The following is a 17,680-nucleotide window of genomic DNA, read 5'->3' on the forward strand; positions in this document are numbered from 1 at the left end:
ATGTGACTCTAGATAACTTCTGAGGCAGATGTTACGGCGCGCCTCCACCCCCCAGCCGTTCATCGCGGACAGAATCGCCCCCATGAAGATGTCAGGGCTGCTAACACGCAATGCTTCCCGGCCGGGTCTGACCGGCACCGCACGGGTGGATCGCAACATCGACCGCCTGCTGCGTCGGGTCTGCCCCGGTGACATCGTCGTGCTCGACGTGCTGGATCTGGATCGCATCACCGCCGAGGCGTTGGTGGAAGCCGACATCGCCGCCGTCGTCAACGCCTCACCGTCGGTCTCCGGCCGCTACCCGAACATGGGCCCGGAGGTATTGGTCAACAACGGCGTGACCCTGATCGACGAGACCGGACCGGACATCTTCAAGAAGGTCAAGGACGGCGCCAAGATTCGCCTGCATGAAGGCGGGGTCTACGCAGGCGAACGTCGGCTGATCCGCGGCACCGAGCGCACCGACCATGACATCGCCGACTTGATGCGCGAAGCTAAGAGCGGCCTGGCCGCCCACCTGGAGGCGTTCGCCGGCAACACAATTGAGTTCATCAAGAGCGAGAGCCCGCTGCTGATCGACGGAATCGGCATTCCCGACGTCGACCTCGACATGCGCCGCCGCCACGTGGTGATCGTCGCCGACGAGGACAGCGCCACCGACGATCTGCGCTCCCTGAAGCCGTTCATCAAGGAGTACCAGCCGGTGCTGATCGGCGTGGGCAGCGGCGCGGATGTACTGCGCAAGGCGGGCTACCGGCCGCAGCTCATCGTCGGTGACCCCGAGCAGATCAGCACCGAGGCCCTCAAGTGTGGTGCCCACGTGGTGCTGCCGGCCGACGCCGACGGCCACGCGCCCGGCTTGGAACGCATTCAGGACCTCGGGGTCGGGGCGATGACCTTCCCGGCCGCGGGCTCGGCCGTGGACCTGGCTCTACTGCTGGCCGATCATCACGGCGCGGCGCTGCTCGTGACCGCCGGACACACCGCCAACATCGAGACATTCTTCGATCGGACGCGAACCCAGAGCAACCCGTCGACGTTCCTGACCAGGCTTCGGGTCGGGGAGAAGGTGGTCGACGCCAAGGCGGTCGCCACGCTCTACCGCAACCACATATCGGGTGGTGCCATCGCGCTGCTGGCGCTGACGATGCTGATCGCCGTGATTGTGGCGCTGTGGGTGTCGCGCACCGACGGCGTGGTGCTGCATTGGATCACCGACTACTGGAATCACTTCACCCTCTGGATTCAGCACCTGATCACCTAGTCATTGTCAGGACGTGCGCACATGATCTCGTTACGCCAACATGCCCTCTCGCTTGCTGCGGTCTTTCTCGCGTTAGCCGTTGGCGTCGTGCTGGGTTCGGGCTTCTTGTCCGACACTCTGCTGTCCAGCCTGCGTGACGAGAAGCAGAACCTCTACTCGCAGATCAACGGGCTCAACGACCAGAAGAACGTTCTGAACGAAAAGCTCAGCGCGGCAAACAATTTCGACAACCAGCTGGTCGGCCGGATCGTGCACGACGCGCTGGCGGGCAAGTCGGTCGTCGTCTTCCGCACGCCGGACGCCAAGGACGATGACGTCGCGGCGGTCTCGAAGATCGCCGGCCAGGCTGGCGCAACCGTCACCGGGACAGTGTCACTGACCCAGGAGTTCGTCGACGCCAACTCCGCGGAGAAACTGCGGACAGTGGTGAACTCGTCCGTGCTACCCGCCGGACAACAGTTGAGCACCAAACTCGTCGACCAGGGATCGCAGGCCGGCGACCTGTTGGGCCTGGCCCTGCTGATCAACGCGAACCCGGCGATCCCGCCCGTCGACGATGCGCAGCGCGACACCGTGCTGGCGGCGCTGCGCGACACCGGCTTCGTCACCTATACGCCCGGCGACCACCTGGGAGCGGCCAACGCCGCCCTGATTGTGACCGGCGGCGCGCTGCCGCAAGATGCCGGCAATCAAGGCGTCAGCGTGGCCCGCTTCGGCGCGGCGCTGGCGCCACACGGCTCGGGCACCGTGCTGGCCGGGCGGGACGGATCGTCGACGGGAGGTGCCGCGGTCGCGGTGGCGCGCGCCGACGGCGGCATCAACTCCGCGATCAGCACCATCGACGACGTCGACGTCGCGCCCGGGCGCATCACAGCGATTCTCGGCCTGCATGACCTGCTCAATGGCGGTCATGTCGGGCAGTACGGCACCGGCCACGGCGCCACCTCGATCACCGTCCCGCAATAGCACGCCGGCAGCGGCCGCCCGTTGCCGGGCGTGTTAGCCGCGGCTCGGGGTCGCTGGTGTTAGGGTTGATTTCCGTGGGTCGGCAGGCCCAGCTCGTGAAAAAGCTAGAGAAAATGACGCCCTGCCCGTCTTCACGGAGGCCGCCTGTGCGTAAGCACCCGCAAACCGCCACTAAGCATCTCTTCGTCAGCGGTGGGGTCGCTTCCTCGCTCGGCAAAGGGTTGACCGCTAGCAGCGTTGGCCAGCTACTGACTGCCCGTGGATTGCATGTGACGATGCAAAAGCTCGACCCGTATCTCAACGTGGACCCGGGCACCATGAACCCGTTCCAGCACGGCGAGGTCTTCGTCACCGAGGACGGCGCCGAGACCGACCTCGACGTCGGCCACTACGAACGATTCCTGGATCGCAACCTGTCCGGCTCGGCGAATGTCACTACCGGGCAGGTGTATTCAACCGTCATCGCCAAGGAACGCCGCGGCGAATACCTCGGCGACACCGTGCAGGTGATTCCGCACATCACCGACGAGATCAAGCGGCGCATCCTGGCGATGGCCGAACCGGACGCCGGCGGTCACCGTCCCGACGTCGTCATCACCGAGATCGGCGGCACCGTCGGCGACATCGAATCGCAGCCGTTTCTGGAGGCGGCCCGCCAGGTCCGCCACTACCTGGGCCGCGAGAACGTCTTCTTCCTGCACGTGTCGCTGGTGCCCTATCTGGCGCCGTCGGGCGAACTCAAGACCAAACCCACCCAGCACTCGGTGGCCGCACTGCGCAGCATCGGTATCAGCCCCGACGCGCTGATCCTGCGCTGTGACCGCGACGTCCCCGAGGCCTTGAAGAACAAAATCGCGCTGATGTGTGACGTCGACGTGGACGGCGTCATCTCCACCCCGGACGCGCCCTCCATCTACGACATCCCCAAGGTGCTGCACCGCGAGGAACTGGACGCGTTTGTGGTGCGCCGGCTCAACCTGCCCTTCCGCGACGTCGACTGGACGCAGTGGAACGACCTGCTGCGTAGGGTTCACGAGCCGCACGAAACCGTACGAATTGCCTTGGTAGGCAAGTACGTTGACCTGTCCGACGCATATCTCTCGGTGACCGAGGCGTTGCGCGCCGGCGGGTTCCGGCACCACGCGAAGGTCGAGATGGTGTGGGTGCCCTCCGACGACTGCGAGAGCGCCGCGGGTGCCGCGTCGGCGCTGGCCGATGTGCACGGTGTGCTGATCCCCGGCGGGTTCGGCATCCGTGGCATCGAGGGGAAGATCGGCGCTATCCGCTATGCCCGGTCACGTGGGCTGCCGGTGCTGGGGCTGTGCCTCGGGCTGCAGTGCATCGTGATCGAAGCCGCCCGCTCGGTCGGCATCGCCGAGGCCAACTCGGCCGAGTTCGAGCCGTCCACACCCGATCCCGTCATCTCCACGATGTCCGATCAGGAACAGATTGTCGCCGGTGAAGCCGACCTCGGCGGCACCATGCGATTGGGGGCCTACCCCGCGGTGCTCGAGCCGGATTCGATTGTGGCGCAGGCATATGGGGCCACCCAGGTGTCCGAGCGGCACCGGCACCGCTACGAGGTCAACAACGCCTACCGTGACCGGATCGGCGAGAGTGGGTTGCGGTTCTCCGGGACCTCGCCAGACGGTCATCTGGTGGAGTTCGTCGAATACCCGTCGGACATCCACCCGTTCATCGTCGGCACCCAGGCCCACCCCGAACTGAAGAGCCGGCCCACCCGGCCGCACCCATTGTTCGTGGCGTTCGTCGGCGCGGCGATCGACTACAAAGAGGGCGAGCTACTTCCGGTGGAAATCCCCGAGCACACGTCCAACGGCAACCAGCATCGAGACAGTGCCGAGCGGTCAATTCGCGAACCCGCCACCCGTGGCTGAACACGTCTTCGAGACGGTGTCAAGCGAAACGCTGTACACCGGAAACATTTTCGCGCTGCGCCGCGACCAGGTGCGGATGCCCGGCGGCAACGTCGCCGCGCGAGAGGTCGTCGAGCATTATGGCGCGGTAGCCGTCGTGGCGATGAAGGATGACCACAGCATCGCGATGGTTTATCAGTACCGGCACTCCTTCGGCCGGCGTTTGTTGGAGTTGCCGGCGGGTCTGCTCGACATCGCGGGCGAGCCACCGCACCTGTCGGCCGCACGCGAACTCGAGGAGGAGGTCGGCCTGCGGGCCGACACCTGGCAGCTGCTCATCGACGTCGACACCGCGCCCGGATACAGCGACGAGTCGGTGCGGGTTTACCTGGCCACTGGGCTGACCGAGGTGCAGCGCCCCGAGTCACATGATGAAGAAGCCGACATGACGATGCGCTGGGTCCCGATCGAAGAGGCGGCGCGCCTGGCTTTCAACGGGGAGGTCGTCAATTCGATTGCCGTGGCAGGGATTCTGGCCGCCCACGCCGTGGCGACGGGTTTCGTGCGGCCCCGGCCGGTGGACACCCCGTGGCAGGACAAGCCCGGGGCTTTCGCCGCTCACAAAGCGGGCCGGGCCAGGCAATGACAACTGCGCTCACGCTCGATATGCAATTGCAGGGCTATCTTGATCACCTGACCATCGAGCGCGGAGTAGCGGCCAACACACTCAGCTCCTATCGGCGCGACCTGCGCCGGTACTCGAAGCACCTGGCGGACCGCGGGATTCACGATCTGGCCAAGGTCGCCGAAGACGACGTCAGCGAGTTTCTGGTGGCGCTGCGCCGCGGCGATCCCGATTCCGGGGTGGTTGGTTTGTCGGCGGTGTCGGCGGCGCGGGCGCTGATCGCGGTGCGCGGCCTGCACCGATTCGCCGCCGCCGAGGGCCTTGCCGAATTGGATGTCGCGCGTGCGGTGCGGCCGCCGACGCCGGGGCGGCGGCTCCCCAAAAGCCTCACCATCGACGAGGTGCTGGCACTGCTGGAGGGCGCAGGCGGTGAGAGCCCGTCGGACGGCCCTCTGACACTGCGCAACCGGGCGCTGCTGGAACTGTTGTATTCCACCGGAGCGCGGATCTCCGAAGCCGTCGGACTCGACGTCGACGACATCGATACCGAGGCCAGGTCGGTGTTGCTGCGCGGCAAGGGAGGCAAGCAGCGGCTCGTCCCAATCGGGCGCCCCGCCGTGCAGGCGCTGGATTCCTACCTGGTGCGCGGACGCTCGGAGCTGGCTCGGCGGGGCCGCGGCACGGCGGCCATGTTCCTCAACGCCCGGGGCGGGCGGCTGTCACGGCAGAGCGCCTGGCAGGTGCTGCAGGACGCCGCCGAGCGTGCCGGGATCACCTCGGGTGTGTCGCCGCACATGCTGCGGCACTCGTTTGCCACCCATCTGCTGGAGGGGGGCGCCGACGTGCGGGTCGTGCAGGAGCTACTCGGCCACGCCTCGGTGACGACGACGCAGATCTACACGCTGGTCACCGTGCACGCGCTGCGCGAAGTGTGGGCCGGCGCCCACCCCCGCGCCCAATAGTTCGGCGCGGCGCTACCGCGACATCGACGCTAGCGCGACGACACGCCGCAGCGGAGCACGGTGGCGTCGATCTCGGTGATAGGTGACGCGGGTCAGCCGAGGTAATCGGATTCCAGCACCAGGTCGGAAACCAGTGACTGGTACTCGAGGTGGGCCTTGTGTTCGACCGTGTTCCACAGCTTGCCCTGCTGCTGACGCATGTACTCGCGGTACTTCGGAGCGCCCGGCACCCTGACGTTGTCGGCGACAGCGATCGAGCCGGTATGCAGCCAGCCCCGATCCGCGATGCTCAACAGGTCGTTCAGGTAAGCGTCCTTGTCGTGGTCGAGGAAGAGGAAATCGAGTGCACCAGAAGCGAATCCGTGCTCGGCGGCAAGCGCGTCGAGCGTGCGTCCGCCGTCGCCGATGGTGCCGACGACACACGTCACCCGGTCGGCGACACCGGCATGCGCCCAGATCCGCCGGGCGTTGGCGGCGTTGGCCTCGGCGAGTTCGACGGAAAACACCTTGGCGTTCGGGGCGACCCGCGCGATCCGCAGGGCGCCGTAGCCGCAGTAGGTGCCGAGTTCCAGCGCGAGCGCGGGGTTGGCCCGGCGCACGGCGGCGTCGAGCAGCAGCCCCTTCTCGTCGCCAACGTTGATCAGTAGCGATTTCTCGTACGCGAACTTGTCGATGGTGGCCAGTACGTCGTCGATATCGCCGGCACGGGCGTTGTCGAGGACGTACTCGATGGCGGCGGCTTCGCGTCCGTCGCCGATCTGGCCCGTCGTGGTGATGTTGCGTGCGCCGGTGGCCATCCGCAGCACCGACCACCTCAGCAGCGGTATCCGTCGTTTGAGATCCATAGCCACCCACGATAGCCGTGCCGAATGTGGGCCCGAATGTTGCTGGTGTGACTAAAGTTAACTCTGAATCGTGCTGCGGGCTCTACCAGCGATCTCCGCACGTATTCCCTGGTTATGTTGCCTGCGGGTCGCCCTGTTTACCCGCGCGAACCCGTTAGACTTTCCGACGATGTTCACTTTCGCAACACCCCGGGCATGACGACCGACTACCCGGACGGCGCCGTCGAGATCGGCTTGACGGGGCGTCCGCCGCGGGCCATCCCGGAACCGCAGCCGCGCACCTCGCACGGCCCAGCCAAGGTGATTGCGATGTGCAACCAAAAGGGTGGCGTCGGGAAAACCACGTCGACGATCAACCTGGGCGCCGCACTCGCCGAGTACGGCCGACGGGTGCTGCTGGTGGACATGGATCCGCAGGGCGCGCTGTCCGCGGGCCTCGGCGTTCCGCACTACGAGTTGGAACAGACCATTCACAACGTGCTGGTGGAGCCGCGGGTGTCGATCGACGACGTGCTGCTGTCCACCCGGGTCAAGCATCTGGACCTGGTGCCCAGCAATATCGACCTGTCGGCCGCCGAGATCCAGCTGGTCAACGAGGTGGGCCGCGAACAGACGCTGGGCCGGGCGCTGCATCCGGTGCTGGACCGCTACGACTACGTGTTGATCGACTGCCAGCCGTCGCTGGGCCTGCTCACCGTCAACGGGCTGGCCTGCTCCGACGGCGTCGTCATCCCCACCGAATGCGAATACTTCTCATTGCGCGGCCTGGCGCTGCTCACCGATACCGTCGACAAGGTGCGCGACCGGCTCAACCCGAAGCTGGAGATCAGCGGCATCCTGCTCACCCGCTACGACCCGCGGACTGTCAACGCCCGCGAGGTGATGGCCCGTGTCGTGGAACGTTTCGGTGACCTAGTGTTCGACACCGTGATCACCCGGACCGTCCGTTTCCCGGAGACCAGCGTCGCGGGCGAACCCATCACCACCTGGGCGCCCAAGTCAACGGGTGCCATCGCCTATCGCGCCCTGGCCCGCGAATTCATCGACCGATTTGGCGCGTGAACGACACAGCAAACGGCGAGGCGCCACCGCAGAACGGCTCCGCGGCTGGTTTCCAAGTCCGCCTCACCAACTTCGAGGGGCCGTTCGACCTGCTGTTGCAGCTGATCTTTGCGCATCGTCTCGACGTGACCGAGGTGGCGCTGCATCGGGTCACCGACGACTTCATCGCCTACACCCGCGAAATCGGCTCCCAGCTGGACCTGGAGGAGACCACCGCGTTCCTGGTGGTCGCTGCGACCCTGCTGGATCTCAAGACGGCCCGGCTGCTGCCGGCAGGCCAGATCGACGACGAAGAAGACCTGGCGCTGCTTGAGGTGCGCGACCTACTGTTCGCCCGGCTCCTGCAATACCGCGCGTTCAAGCACGTCGCGGAGATGTTCGCCGAGCTGGAAGCCACTGCGTTACGCAGCTACCCGCGCTCGGTGTCGCTGGAGGACCCGTTCACCGAACTGCTCCCGGAGGTGATGATCGGTGTCGACGCCGAGCGCTTCGCCGAGATCGCCGCGATCGCATTCACCCCGCGGCCGGTGCCGACGGTATCCATCGGTCACCTGCACCAACTCAACGTCTCGGTTCCCGAACAGGCCCTGAAATTGCTGGGGATGCTCGAGGCGCGGGGCAGCGGCCAATGGGCCACGTTCTCCGAGCTGGTCGCCGACTGCGAGATGCCGATGGAGATCGTCGGTCGCTTCCTGGCGCTGCTCGAGCTGTATCGGTCCCGGGCGGTAGCATTCGACCAGTCGGAGCCGCTTGGCGTGCTCCAGATTTCGTGGACCGGCGAGCGTCCGACCACCGAAGCCATGGCGGAAGCCGAGGAGGAGCGGCGCTCGTGACCGAAGAATCGCCGGATATCGATCTGGGCATCGACCTCGATATCGGGATCCCGGAGATCGCCGAGGCAGCGCCGATGGAGCCCGAGGAACTCGGCTCCGTATTGGAGGCCCTGCTGCTGGTGGTCGACACGCCCGTCACCGACGAGGCACTGGCCGCGGCCACGGACCAACCCGTCTACCGCATCGCCGCCAAACTGCAGGTGATGGCGGAGGAACTCACCCAACGCGACAGCGGTATCGACTTGCGGAAAACCGGCGAGGGGTGGCGGATGTACACCCGCGCCCGGTTCGCGCCCTACGTGGAGAAGCTGCTGCTGGACGGTGCGCGATCCAAACTCACCCGGGCCGCACTCGAGACCCTGGCCGTGGTGGCATACCGCCAGCCCGTGACCCGCGCGCGGGTCAGCGCGGTGCGTGGCGTCAACGTGGACGCGGTGATTCGCACGCTGCTGGCGCGCGGGCTGATCACCGAGGCCGGCGTCGACGAGGACAGCGGTGCGGTCACCTTCGCCACCACGGAGCTGTTCCTCGAGCGGTTGGGGCTGGAATCGCTGACGGACCTGCCCGACATCGCACCGCTGCTTCCCGACGTCGACACGATCGAGGACCTGACCGAATCCCTGGACAGCGAGCCACGTTTCATGAAGTTGGCGGGCGGCTCATCGCCCGAACAGTCGCTGTCGTTCGACGTGGACCAGGATTGATGGTCGAAGATCAGGGGATCCGGCTGCAAAAGGTGTTGTCCCAGGCCGGAATTGCATCGCGCCGGGCGGCCGAGAAGCTGATTATCGACGGCCGCGTCGAGGTGGACGGGCAGGTGGTGACCGAGCTGGGCACCCGGGTCGATCCCGATACCTCCGTGATCCGCGTGGACGGTGCCAGGATCGTCGTCGACGAATCCCAGGTGTATTTGGCGCTGAACAAACCGCGGGGGATGCACTCGACGATGTCCGACGATCTTGGCCGTCTGTGCATCGGTGACCTGATCGAGCGGAAAGTGCGGGGCAACAAGAAGCTCTTTCACGTGGGGCGGTTGGACGCCGACACGGAAGGGCTGATCCTGCTGACCAACGACGGCGAGCTGGCGCACCGGCTGATGCACCCCTCCCACGAAGTGCCCAAGACGTATCTGGCGACAGTCAGTGGGACTGTGCCACGCGGGGTGGGCAAGAAATTGCGGGCGGGTATCGAGTTGGAGGATGGTCCGGCGCGCGTCGACGACTTCGCCGTGGTGGATGCGATCCCCGGAAAGACATTGGTGCGCTTGACGTTACACGAAGGACGCAACCGCATCGTCCGCCGGATGCTCGCAGCAATGGGATTCCCGGTGGAGGCGCTGGTGCGCACCGAGATCGGTTCGGTATCGCTGGGCAAGCAGCGGCCGGGCAGCATCCGGGCATTGCGCCAAGACGAGGTCGGGCAGCTGTACAAAGCGGTGGGCTTGTGATGATTGGCGTTGCTGTGGCGATCGACGGCCCCGCGGGAACCGGAAAGTCTTCGGTGTCAAAAGGATTGGCGCGAGCCCTGGGCGCTCGCTACCTGGACACCGGGGGCATGTACCGGATGGTGACGCTGGCCGTGTTGCGCGACGGCATCGACCCGGACAACGCCGACGCGGTCGCACGGGTCGCCGAGAGGGTGCAGATGTCGGTGGACTATACGCCCGATGGTGACCGCTATTGTCTGGCCGGAGAAGATGTCTCGGCCGAGATTCGCGGTGACCAAGTCACCGGTGCCGTATCGGCGGTGTCGTCGGTGCCCGCCGTACGCACCCGGCTTGTCGCGCTGCAACGCGAAATGGCTGACGGGCCTGGCAGTGTCGTCGTTGAGGGCCGCGATATCGGGACGGTGGTTTTGCCCGACGCACCGGTGAAGATCTTCTTGACCGCGTCGGCCGAAACCCGGGCCCGGCGCCGCAACGACCAGTACGTCGCCGCGGGACTGGCCGACGACTACGACGGCGTGCTGGCCGACGTGCGTCGTCGCGATCACCTGGATTCCACCCGGGCGGTGTCGCCGCTGCGACCGGCGTCCGACGCGGTGACCGTCGACACCAGCGACATGACCGAGGCGCAGGTGATCGACCATCTACTGGAATTGGTCAAGCAGCGAAGCGAGGCAGTGCGGTGACGCAGGACGGCACCTGGTCCGACGAAAGCGAATGGGAGCTCGGCGATTCCGACTCGGCGGAGTTCGGCGAAGCCGGTCCCGCGCCGGTGGTGGCGATCGTCGGCCGGCCCAATGTCGGCAAGTCGACACTGGTCAACCGGATTCTGGGACGGCGCGAAGCGGTGGTGCAGGACATCCCCGGCGTGACGCGCGACCGGGTTTCCTACGACGCGCTGTGGACCGGACGCCGGTTCGTCGTGCAGGACACCGGGGGATGGGAGCCGGACGCCAAGGGGCTGCAGCAGCTGGTGGCCGAACAGGCGTCGGTGGCGATGCGAACCGCCGACGCGGTGGTTTTGGTGGTTGACGCGACGGTCGGCGCGACCGCCGCCGACGAGGACGCCGCCCGGATCCTGTTGCGCGCCGGCAAGCCAGTCTTTTTGGCCGCCAACAAGGTTGACAGCGAAAAAGTCGAATCGGACGCGGCCGCCCTGTGGTCGCTAGGTCTGGGTCAGCCGCACGCTGTCAGCGCCATACACGGTCGCGGCGTGGCCGATCTGCTCGACGAGGTGCTGGCGAAGTTGCCTCAGGTGTCCGAAGCGGCGCCCGCGCCCGGTGGTCCCCGGCGGGTGGCGCTGGTCGGCAAGCCGAACGTCGGCAAGAGTTCACTGCTCAACAAGCTGGCCGGCGACGAACGTTCGGTCGTCCACGACGTGGCCGGAACCACGGTGGATCCGGTGGATTCGTTGATCGAATTGGGCGGCAAGACTTGGCGTTTCGTCGACACCGCGGGCTTGCGCCGCAAGGTCGGGCAGGCCAGCGGCCACGAGTTCTACGCCTCGGTGCGCACCCATTCGGCCATCGATTCCGCCGAGGTCGTGATAGTGCTGATCGACGCGTCACAGCAGCTGACCGAGCAGGACCAGCGGGTGCTCTCGATGGTGATCGAGGCTGGCCGGGCGTTGGTACTGGCCTTCAACAAGTGGGATCTGGTCGACGAAGACCGGCGCGAGCTGCTGGACCGCGAGATCGACCGCGAGCTGGCGCAGCTGCAGTGGGCGCAGCGGGTCAACATCTCCGCCAAGACGGGGCGTGCGGTACAGAAGTTGGTGCCGGCGATGGAGACCGCGCTGGCGTCGTGGGACGCCCGTATTGCGACCGGCCCGCTGAACACCTGGGTCAAGGAGATCGTTGCTGCCACGCCACCGCCGGTGCGCGGCGGCAAGCAGCCGCGCATTCTGTTCGCCACCCAGGCCGCCGCCCGGCCGCCGACATTCGTGTTGTTCACCACCGGCTTTCTCGAGGCCGGCTACCGGCGCTTCCTGGAGCGGCGGCTGCGCGAGACGTTCGGCTTCGAGGGCAGCCCGATCCGGATCAACGTGCGGGTGCGCGAGAAGCGAACCATCAAGCGCCGCTGACCTCAGCATTGCGTGTGCGTCCAGGGCGCCCTGGACGCACACTCGACGCCCTCACCGCACAACCGACGTTGACGTTCTTCGCTATGTGCGCCGAATTCCTGTATAACGGGTAAAGATGCCCGTACTGCGGGAATTATTGGAGGAACGGTGAGCGCGGCAAGATTCAGCGTGCAGGACAAATCGATATTGATCACCGGCGCGACCGGGTCTTTGGGCAGTGTGGCAACGCGCGCCCTGGCCGGCGCCGGCGCCCGGCTGACGCTGGCCGGAGGCAACACCGAGCGCCTGGCCAAGCTGGTCGACGAGGCCGGGCTGCGCGACGCGGCAGTGGTCGTCCGCCGCCCCGACACCCCGGCCGATGCCGAGGCCATGGTCGAGGAGGCCGTCGCCCGCCACGGCCGGCTCGATGGCGTCCTGGTCGCCTCCGGCATGAACCACGTCGCGCCCATCACCGAGATGACCGTCGACGACTTCGACGACGTGATGAAGGCAAACGCGAGAGGAGCCTGGCTGGTCTGCCAGGCGGCCGGACGGGTGCTGCTGCAGCAGGGCGGGGGAGGCAGCGTCGTGCTGGTCTCGTCGGTGCGCGGCAGCCTCGGCCATCCCGCGGGCTACAGCGCCTACTGCCCGTCGAAAGCCGCCACCGACCTGCTGGCCAAGTCGTTGGCCGCCGAATGGGGACCGCAAGGCATTCGGGTAAACGCCTTAGCCCCAACGGTGTTTCGGTCAGAGCTGACCGAATGGATGTACGCCGACGACGACAAAGGACGCGAAACCCGCGAGGCGATGTTCGCCCGAATCCCGTTGCGCCGCTTCGCCGAACCAGAAGACTTCGTCGGTGCGCTGATCTATCTGCTCAGCGACGTGTCGAGTTTCTACACCGGCCAGGTGATGTACCTGGATGGCGGCTACACCGCATGCTGACGCAGGAAGGATGACATAGCCATGAGTTTCACCTGGCCCCTCGGTGATGCCGAGTCGAAGCTGGAGTTCTACGACCTGTCCCACCCTTGGGGTCATGGTGTGCCGGCGTGGCCGTACTTCGAGGATGTCAAGGTCGAACGGCTGCACACCATGGCCAGAAGCCGCGTCCTCACCCAAAAGATCACCACGGTAATGCATTCCGGTACCCACATTGACGCGCCGGGCCACGTCATCGAAGGCACGCCGCTGCTCGATGAGATCCCGCTGAGCGCGTTCTTCGGCACCGGGGTCGTCGTGTCGATCCCGAAGAAGAAGTGGGAGGTTGTCACCGCCGAGGACCTGGAGAACGCCACGCCGCAGATCCGGGCAGGCGACATCGTCATCGTCAACACCGGCTGGCACCACACCTATGCCGACAGCGCCGAGTACTACGCCTACTCGCCGGGCTTCTACAAGGAGGCCGGCGAATGGTTCGCCGCCAAAGGTGTCAAAGCCGTTGGTACGGACACCCAAGCGCTGGACCATCCGATGGCCACCGCGATCGCCCCACACGGCCCCGCCGAATATACCGGCGGACTATTACCTTGGGCGGTCAAGGAATACGAAGAGCACACCGGCCGCAAGGTGCTCGACGACTTCCCGGAGTGGGAGCCGTGCCATCGCGCGATTCTGTCCAAGGGCATATACGGTTTCGAGAATGTGGGCGGCGACTTGGACAAGGTCACCGGTAAGCGCGTCACCTTTGCAGCGTTTCCCTGGCGCTGGGTTGGCGGCGACGGCTGCATCGTGCGGCTGGTGGCGATCACCGACCCCACCGGGAGCTACCGCCTAGAGACCGGGGCCTGAGGTGAGCGTCGACTCAGAAGAGGCCCGCGGCAACGGAATTCAGGTGATTGCCCGTGCGGCCGAGATGCTGCGGCTGCTGCAGGCACACCCGGCAGGGCTGAACCAGGCCGAGATCGGCGAGCGACTCGGCATGGCGCGCTCGACCGTGAGCCGGATCCTCAATGCGCTGGACGACGAAGGCTTGGTGGCCTCGCGCGCGGCGCGCGGTCGGTATCGGCTGGGCCCCGAGATCGCCCGGATGGCCGGCACCGTGCGCCGCAGCGTCGTGATCGACTTGCACCCGTTCATCGAAGAGTTGTCCCGCGAGCTGGAGGAGACCGTCGACGTATCGATCCTGGACGGCGATCGAACGACCTTCGTCGATCAGGTCGTCTCGCCGCATCGGCTGCGCGCGATTAGCGCGGTGGGCGAGTCGTTTCCGCTGCACTGCTGCGCCAACGGCAAGGCGCTACTGGCCAACCTGTCGCCCCAGGAACAGGCCCGAGCCGTGCCGAGTCGCCTCGCCCGGCTCACCGCGAACACCATCACCACACCGGCGGTGTTGCGCAAAGAGCTCGAGCGCGTCAAGGCCGAGGGCATTGCCTTTGACCGCGAGGAGCAGAGCGAGGGCATTTGCGCGGTGGGTGCGGTGCTCAAGGGTGTGAGCGACGAGGTGGTCGCGGTCAGCGTGCCAGTGCCTTCGCAACGGTTCTACCGCCGCGAATCCGAGCTGGCGCAGGCGCTGCGGGCGTGGGTCGAGAAGGTCAACGCCTGGTTCGAGAAGGCGGGCGACTAGGAGACTCGCAGGTCAACCACGCAATGGCCGGATGGGGATGCGGCTACGGTAGGCTTTCGACCTGCTGCCGGTGGACTCACTGGCGCACGGGCTGTGGCGCAGTTTGGTAGCGCACTTGACTGGGGGTCAAGTGGTCGCAGGTTCAAATCCTGTCAGCCCGACAAAGAGAAGTAAGCTTTGACGTGCACTTTTGCACGTCAGCCGGTTGATACCGCCGTTCGCCGTGGGACCAATTTGGGACCAGGCCCGCGCTCCGACTGGTCCGCCGACCCGTATGTGGTGTTCAGCCGCCAGGTGCCCTTGCAGGCGCCGGGACCAACACCGCCGGATTGATACGCGTCAGAAAGTCAGGCATTTCGTTCCAGCTGTTTAGCCACACGGTGTTCACGGCGAGCGAGCGAAGGTAGCGGTCCTTGACCGGGTTGCGACGCCCTTGCACCGTGTACGAAGCGGGCAGGTTCATTCCGTACACGAGGCGGATGTCGCCGTGAATGAGATTGAAGTTGGGGTCACTCAGGCTGAAGCCCACGAACAGAAATGCCGTGTCGATCATCTCGTTGCGCAAAGAGCTCAGCATTTCGGTGCGCCCAGCCCGAGCGCGCGCGTAATCGAGTCGGGTTAGAACGATGGTGTCCGGTTGATCGATCGACCCATGCAGCTTCACCAGATGGCGGGGCGGCCTTTCAGCACGCCGCACCTTGAACTGTTCCTCGGTGATGCTCACTCGTAGTGAGAGCTGCGCCTCTAGGTACGCGGCCTCGATCAGCTCGTCGTAGTTCGTCGTGAACAACAACGGCAAATCGAGCCGAACTAGTGCAGCGTGGCTAGGTGTGGTCTCAATGAAGTCGTAGCGAGACGTATCGAACTGAGCCAGAAGGAATTCTCGGTAGTTGGCCTCACCGACGGTTTGGCGAAATAGTTGGGCGCAGTCGGGAGGTCCTTCCTCTATGAAGAAGCTGCGCAACGACGAGTGCTCCTCTGGCGGCGATTGGAGCGCGATGACGCGGCACATGCGGCTGGTGAGCCACGGCCACGAAGGGAGGGGCAGACCATCGTCGTCGGGTGCCGGTCCGTCAAACGGGAGGTCGTGCGGCCACCAAGGGCCGTAACGGTCGTAATCAAACGTGGCTCGACTCTGAAGACGCGCCGCGCCAAAAGACAGGCCGGCTCCAAGAAAAACCATCAGTCGGCCGCCATCAGCGATCGCATCCCGGAGGCGTTGGACGAGTGCGGCGTTGCCGGGATCTTCGTGCCAGATCGTCACGCGGCTCATTCGGTCACTGGGACCTGCACGTCAACGGCCTTCGATGAAATTGCCGCAGGACCAGCACGGCCAGGCCCGTACGGTCGTATCAGGTGCTCAGCAGCCTGGGGAGGTGAGTTCACTTGGCGATATCGTCCGACATGCCTGATCCGTCAGCCAGGCCACTGGACTACGCCGGATTGCGGGCCGAAGTCGATAGCCTGGCCGAGGATTTCCTACCTGTGATCGGCAAATTCTGGCCACGGGTGGAGGATTGCAAGTCCCGATGGGAGTGGCACAGTTATGGGCTGCCCGACGGCCCGAACAAGCGTGTTGTTGAGGAGATCGTCACTCTGTTGAATCAGGTGCTCAAAGGCATCGGGGGCGCCGACAACAGACTGCTTGATGCTCACAGCAAGGCGGCTCACTATGTCGCCGGCGACTAGCAGCGCCGGTAATCGTTCCCTCGATCGCGGAGTATCTGACTGACGAGTGATTGTGTAAAGGGCGCCTCCGGCGTGACGTTGTCATGGCTCCGCCACCCTTGACACAACCGCTCGTAAGCGCAGGATTGCCGTTTATCGGGAAGCTAGGAGTCTGGATCCAGACCTTGAGGTGGACGCGTTGTCGTCAATTCCCCTATACAACACGGAGATTGCGCGCTGTTGCGGTGGAGAGGTGCTTGGTCAGCAGCTCGCCTGCGTCCGCAACCGACTGCCGGTCCGGATGTAGGTAGCGCTGGGTAGTCGTGATGCTGCCGTGGCCGGCGATCTTGCGGAGACTGTGGAGCGGAACCCCGGCATCGGCCATCCACGTCAACCCCGTGTGGCGAAGACCATGACGCTTGAGCTGCTCATAGCCAAGTTTGGTCACCACGTCATCCCACGAGGTCGCGTCACGGAGCGTCGCAGTGGTGATTCGCCCGCCCCTAGGGCTGGTAAAGAGCCGGGCATCCGAGTCGCCGCCGGCAACTTCGATCCGGCGTTTGACTAGATCGTGGATTGCCTCGATCAGCGGCACCTGACGTGCTCGCCGACCCTTGGTGTTCTTGTCGACCAGGCCGCCGCCAGATGCGGTGGTCGTACCGTCTCCGAGTTCTCCGGGCCTTCCGGTGGGATCATTCGAGCAGCACGGTCCCTACCTTCCGCTCGTCGCCGACACATTGATCGCCAGCGTGATCAGCAAATCGATCACTAACCAGCACAACGCGTTTCAGCTTCCTGCTCTGGCATTTGGGTGCTCCCACGAGCATTCTGATTTTCCAGGAACGGTCAGCATCTCTGCTGCGACGTTGAGCAGCATCGTTGGGGACGTCATCGAGTCACTGACGAGCCAGGGAACACGCGGCCTCCTTATCGTCAACGCGCACGGCGGCAACTACGTCCTGTCGAACGTCGTGCAAGAGGCGAATGCGTTGGGCCAGATTAGGGTTGGGTTGTTTCCGACTCGTGATGATTGGACCGAAGCGCGGCAAGCCGCGGGAATTTCCAGCACGAATCACGACGACATGCACGCCGGTGAACTCGAAACGTCGATCCTCCTTGCCTCGCACCCGGATTACGTCCGAAACGGATGGCTGACGGCTGACCACAGCGCGCCCGACCGCAGGCACTTAACCACCGTTGGAATGAGCGCGTACACCGACAGTGGCGTAATCGGCTATCCCTCACGAGCATCCGCCGAGAAGGGACGTGTGGTTATTGACCATCTCGGCAAGGCAGCGGGGGATCTGATCGCGCTCCTTGTCGAGCCACGCGCTTAATCGCAGGGTTGTGCCGGCTCCCGTCCGCTGGCGCTCCCGTCCGCCGTCACCGACCAACCGGCCGCCTACAAGCGGACGCGTCCGAGCCACCGTCTGCACCGGTGTGAGAATTTTCTTTACTGGGATCGAGAAGGTCCGGCGGCGCGCGATTCCGGCGTAGGTCGAGGCT

Annotated in this window: 19 protein-coding genes and 1 tRNA gene; 17 read left to right on the top strand and 3 right to left on the bottom strand. The window is 65.4% G+C overall.

Features of this window, described 5'->3' with window-relative positions:
* The first annotated feature begins 82 nt into the window (after nt 1-82).
* From steA to xerD, 5 genes are all read left to right on the top strand, one after another.
* Entirely contained in the window at nt 83-1,264 is a 1,182-nt protein-coding gene (gene steA / locus DB708_RS15060; RefSeq protein ID WP_108923069.1) for a putative cytokinetic ring protein SteA, read from the top strand.
* Nucleotides 1,265-1,285: 21 nt separating this feature from the next.
* Nucleotides 1,286-2,230, top strand: a complete 945-nt coding sequence (locus tag DB708_RS15065) for a copper transporter (RefSeq protein ID WP_108923071.1) — start codon at nt 1,286-1,288, stop codon at nt 2,228-2,230.
* A gap of 146 nt (nt 2,231-2,376) precedes the next feature.
* Entirely contained in the window at nt 2,377-4,128 is a 1,752-nt protein-coding gene (locus tag DB708_RS15070; RefSeq protein ID WP_108923073.1) for a CTP synthase, read from the top strand.
* Complete coding sequence (locus DB708_RS15075) at nt 4,121-4,753, top strand: NUDIX domain-containing protein (protein WP_108924273.1); 633 nt, start codon at nt 4,121-4,123, stop codon at nt 4,751-4,753. Before DB708_RS15070 ends, DB708_RS15075 begins: the two co-directional genes overlap by 8 nt.
* The gene (gene xerD / locus DB708_RS15080) at nt 4,750-5,694 is read left to right on the top strand and encodes a site-specific tyrosine recombinase XerD (protein ID WP_108923075.1); all 945 of its coding nucleotides are present in this window, start codon (nt 4,750-4,752) and stop codon (nt 5,692-5,694) included. The genes DB708_RS15075 and xerD overlap by 4 nt, the downstream gene beginning before the upstream one ends.
* Before the next feature lie 92 nt (nt 5,695-5,786).
* Here the strand turns inward: xerD and DB708_RS15085 are convergent, their stop codons facing one another.
* Nucleotides 5,787-6,539: an O-methyltransferase gene (locus DB708_RS15085; protein ID WP_108923077.1), complete on the bottom strand. Its 753-nt coding sequence runs from the start codon at nt 6,537-6,539 to the stop codon at nt 5,787-5,789.
* Between the two features lie 195 nt (nt 6,540-6,734).
* Between DB708_RS15085 and DB708_RS15090 the strand changes: the two genes are divergently transcribed.
* The 10 genes from DB708_RS15090 (at nt 6,735) to DB708_RS15135 (ending at nt 14,667) form a co-directional block, all read left to right on the top strand.
* Nucleotides 6,735-7,601, top strand: a complete 867-nt coding sequence (locus tag DB708_RS15090) for a ParA family protein (protein WP_108923079.1) — start codon at nt 6,735-6,737, stop codon at nt 7,599-7,601.
* On the top strand, nt 7,598-8,434 hold the full coding sequence (locus DB708_RS15095; protein WP_108923081.1) for a segregation/condensation protein A: 837 nt from the start codon (nt 7,598-7,600) through the stop codon (nt 8,432-8,434). Before DB708_RS15090 ends, DB708_RS15095 begins: the two co-directional genes overlap by 4 nt.
* Nucleotides 8,431-9,138: an SMC-Scp complex subunit ScpB gene (gene scpB / locus DB708_RS15100; RefSeq protein WP_108923084.1), complete on the top strand. Its 708-nt coding sequence runs from the start codon at nt 8,431-8,433 to the stop codon at nt 9,136-9,138. The genes DB708_RS15095 and scpB overlap by 4 nt, the downstream gene beginning before the upstream one ends.
* Entirely contained in the window at nt 9,138-9,881 is a 744-nt protein-coding gene (locus tag DB708_RS15105) for a pseudouridine synthase (RefSeq protein ID WP_108923086.1), read from the top strand. Before scpB ends, DB708_RS15105 begins: the two co-directional genes overlap by 1 nt.
* Complete coding sequence (cmk, locus tag DB708_RS15110; protein WP_108923088.1) at nt 9,881-10,564, top strand: (d)CMP kinase; 684 nt, start codon at nt 9,881-9,883, stop codon at nt 10,562-10,564. The genes DB708_RS15105 and cmk overlap by 1 nt, the downstream gene beginning before the upstream one ends.
* Nucleotides 10,561-11,961 (top strand): ribosome biogenesis GTPase Der, encoded by a 1,401-nt coding sequence (gene der, locus DB708_RS15115; protein WP_108923090.1) that lies wholly within the window; start codon nt 10,561-10,563, stop codon nt 11,959-11,961. Before cmk ends, der begins: the two co-directional genes overlap by 4 nt.
* A 147-nt stretch (nt 11,962-12,108) precedes the next feature.
* Nucleotides 12,109-12,885: an SDR family NAD(P)-dependent oxidoreductase gene (locus DB708_RS15120; protein ID WP_235616769.1), complete on the top strand. Its 777-nt coding sequence runs from the start codon at nt 12,109-12,111 to the stop codon at nt 12,883-12,885.
* 21 nt (nt 12,886-12,906) lie between these two features.
* Nucleotides 12,907-13,731, top strand: coding sequence for a cyclase family protein (locus tag DB708_RS15125; protein WP_108923093.1), 825 nt, complete (start codon nt 12,907-12,909; stop codon nt 13,729-13,731).
* Between the two features lies 1 nt (nt 13,732).
* On the top strand, nt 13,733-14,506 hold the full coding sequence (locus DB708_RS15130; protein ID WP_108923095.1) for an IclR family transcriptional regulator: 774 nt from the start codon (nt 13,733-13,735) through the stop codon (nt 14,504-14,506).
* A gap of 87 nt (nt 14,507-14,593) precedes the next feature.
* A tRNA-Pro gene (locus DB708_RS15135) sits at nt 14,594-14,667 on the top strand.
* Between the two features lie 122 nt (nt 14,668-14,789).
* Here the strand turns inward: DB708_RS15135 and DB708_RS15140 are convergent.
* Complete coding sequence (locus DB708_RS15140) at nt 14,790-15,770, bottom strand: SIR2 family NAD-dependent protein deacylase (RefSeq protein WP_165839825.1); 981 nt, start codon at nt 15,768-15,770, stop codon at nt 14,790-14,792.
* Between the two features lie 140 nt (nt 15,771-15,910).
* Here DB708_RS15140 and DB708_RS15145 point away from each other — a divergent pair, with 140 nt between their 5' ends.
* Nucleotides 15,911-16,195 carry a hypothetical protein gene (locus tag DB708_RS15145; protein ID WP_108923099.1) on the top strand — a complete coding sequence of 95 codons (285 nt, stop codon included), beginning with the start codon at nt 15,911-15,913 and terminating at the stop codon, nt 16,193-16,195.
* Between the two features lie 193 nt (nt 16,196-16,388).
* On the opposite strand, the gene DB708_RS15150 is transcribed toward DB708_RS15145, so the two are convergent.
* A complete protein-coding gene (locus DB708_RS15150) occupies nt 16,389-16,769 on the bottom strand; it encodes a site-specific integrase (protein WP_235616770.1) in 381 nt (126 codons plus the stop codon).
* A gap of 91 nt (nt 16,770-16,860) precedes the next feature.
* On the opposite strand from DB708_RS15150, the gene DB708_RS15155 reads away from it, so the two are divergent.
* Entirely contained in the window at nt 16,861-17,511 is a 651-nt protein-coding gene (locus DB708_RS15155; protein ID WP_235616771.1) for a creatininase family protein, read from the top strand.
* Nucleotides 17,512-17,680: the final 169 nt, after the last annotated feature.

It is taken from the genome of Mycobacterium montefiorense (genome assembly GCF_003112775.1).
Classification (GTDB): Bacteria; Actinomycetota; Actinomycetes; order Mycobacteriales; family Mycobacteriaceae; genus Mycobacterium; species Mycobacterium montefiorense.

What these genes read in the sequence shown, in the direction of transcription:
- steA (WP_108923069.1), top strand. Translation starts at nt 83, where the DNA reads ATGAAGATGTCAGGGCTGCTAACACGCAATGCTTCCCGGCCGGGTCTG.
- DB708_RS15090 (WP_108923079.1), top strand. Translation starts at nt 6,735, where the DNA reads ATGACGACCGACTACCCGGACGGCGCCGTCGAGATCGGCTTGACGGGG.
- DB708_RS15145 (WP_108923099.1), top strand. Translation starts at nt 15,911, where the DNA reads ATGCCTGATCCGTCAGCCAGGCCACTGGACTACGCCGGATTGCGGGCC.
- DB708_RS15105 (WP_108923086.1), top strand. Translation starts at nt 9,138, where the DNA reads ATGGTCGAAGATCAGGGGATCCGGCTGCAAAAGGTGTTGTCCCAGGCC.
- DB708_RS15065 (WP_108923071.1), top strand. Translation starts at nt 1,286, where the DNA reads ATGATCTCGTTACGCCAACATGCCCTCTCGCTTGCTGCGGTCTTTCTC.
- DB708_RS15125 (WP_108923093.1), top strand. Translation starts at nt 12,907, where the DNA reads ATGAGTTTCACCTGGCCCCTCGGTGATGCCGAGTCGAAGCTGGAGTTC.
- DB708_RS15085 (WP_108923077.1), bottom strand. Translation starts at nt 6,539, where the DNA reads ATGGATCTCAAACGACGGATACCGCTGCTGAGGTGGTCGGTGCTGCGG.
- xerD (WP_108923075.1), top strand. Translation starts at nt 4,750, where the DNA reads ATGACAACTGCGCTCACGCTCGATATGCAATTGCAGGGCTATCTTGAT.
- cmk (WP_108923088.1), top strand. Translation starts at nt 9,881, where the DNA reads ATGATTGGCGTTGCTGTGGCGATCGACGGCCCCGCGGGAACCGGAAAG.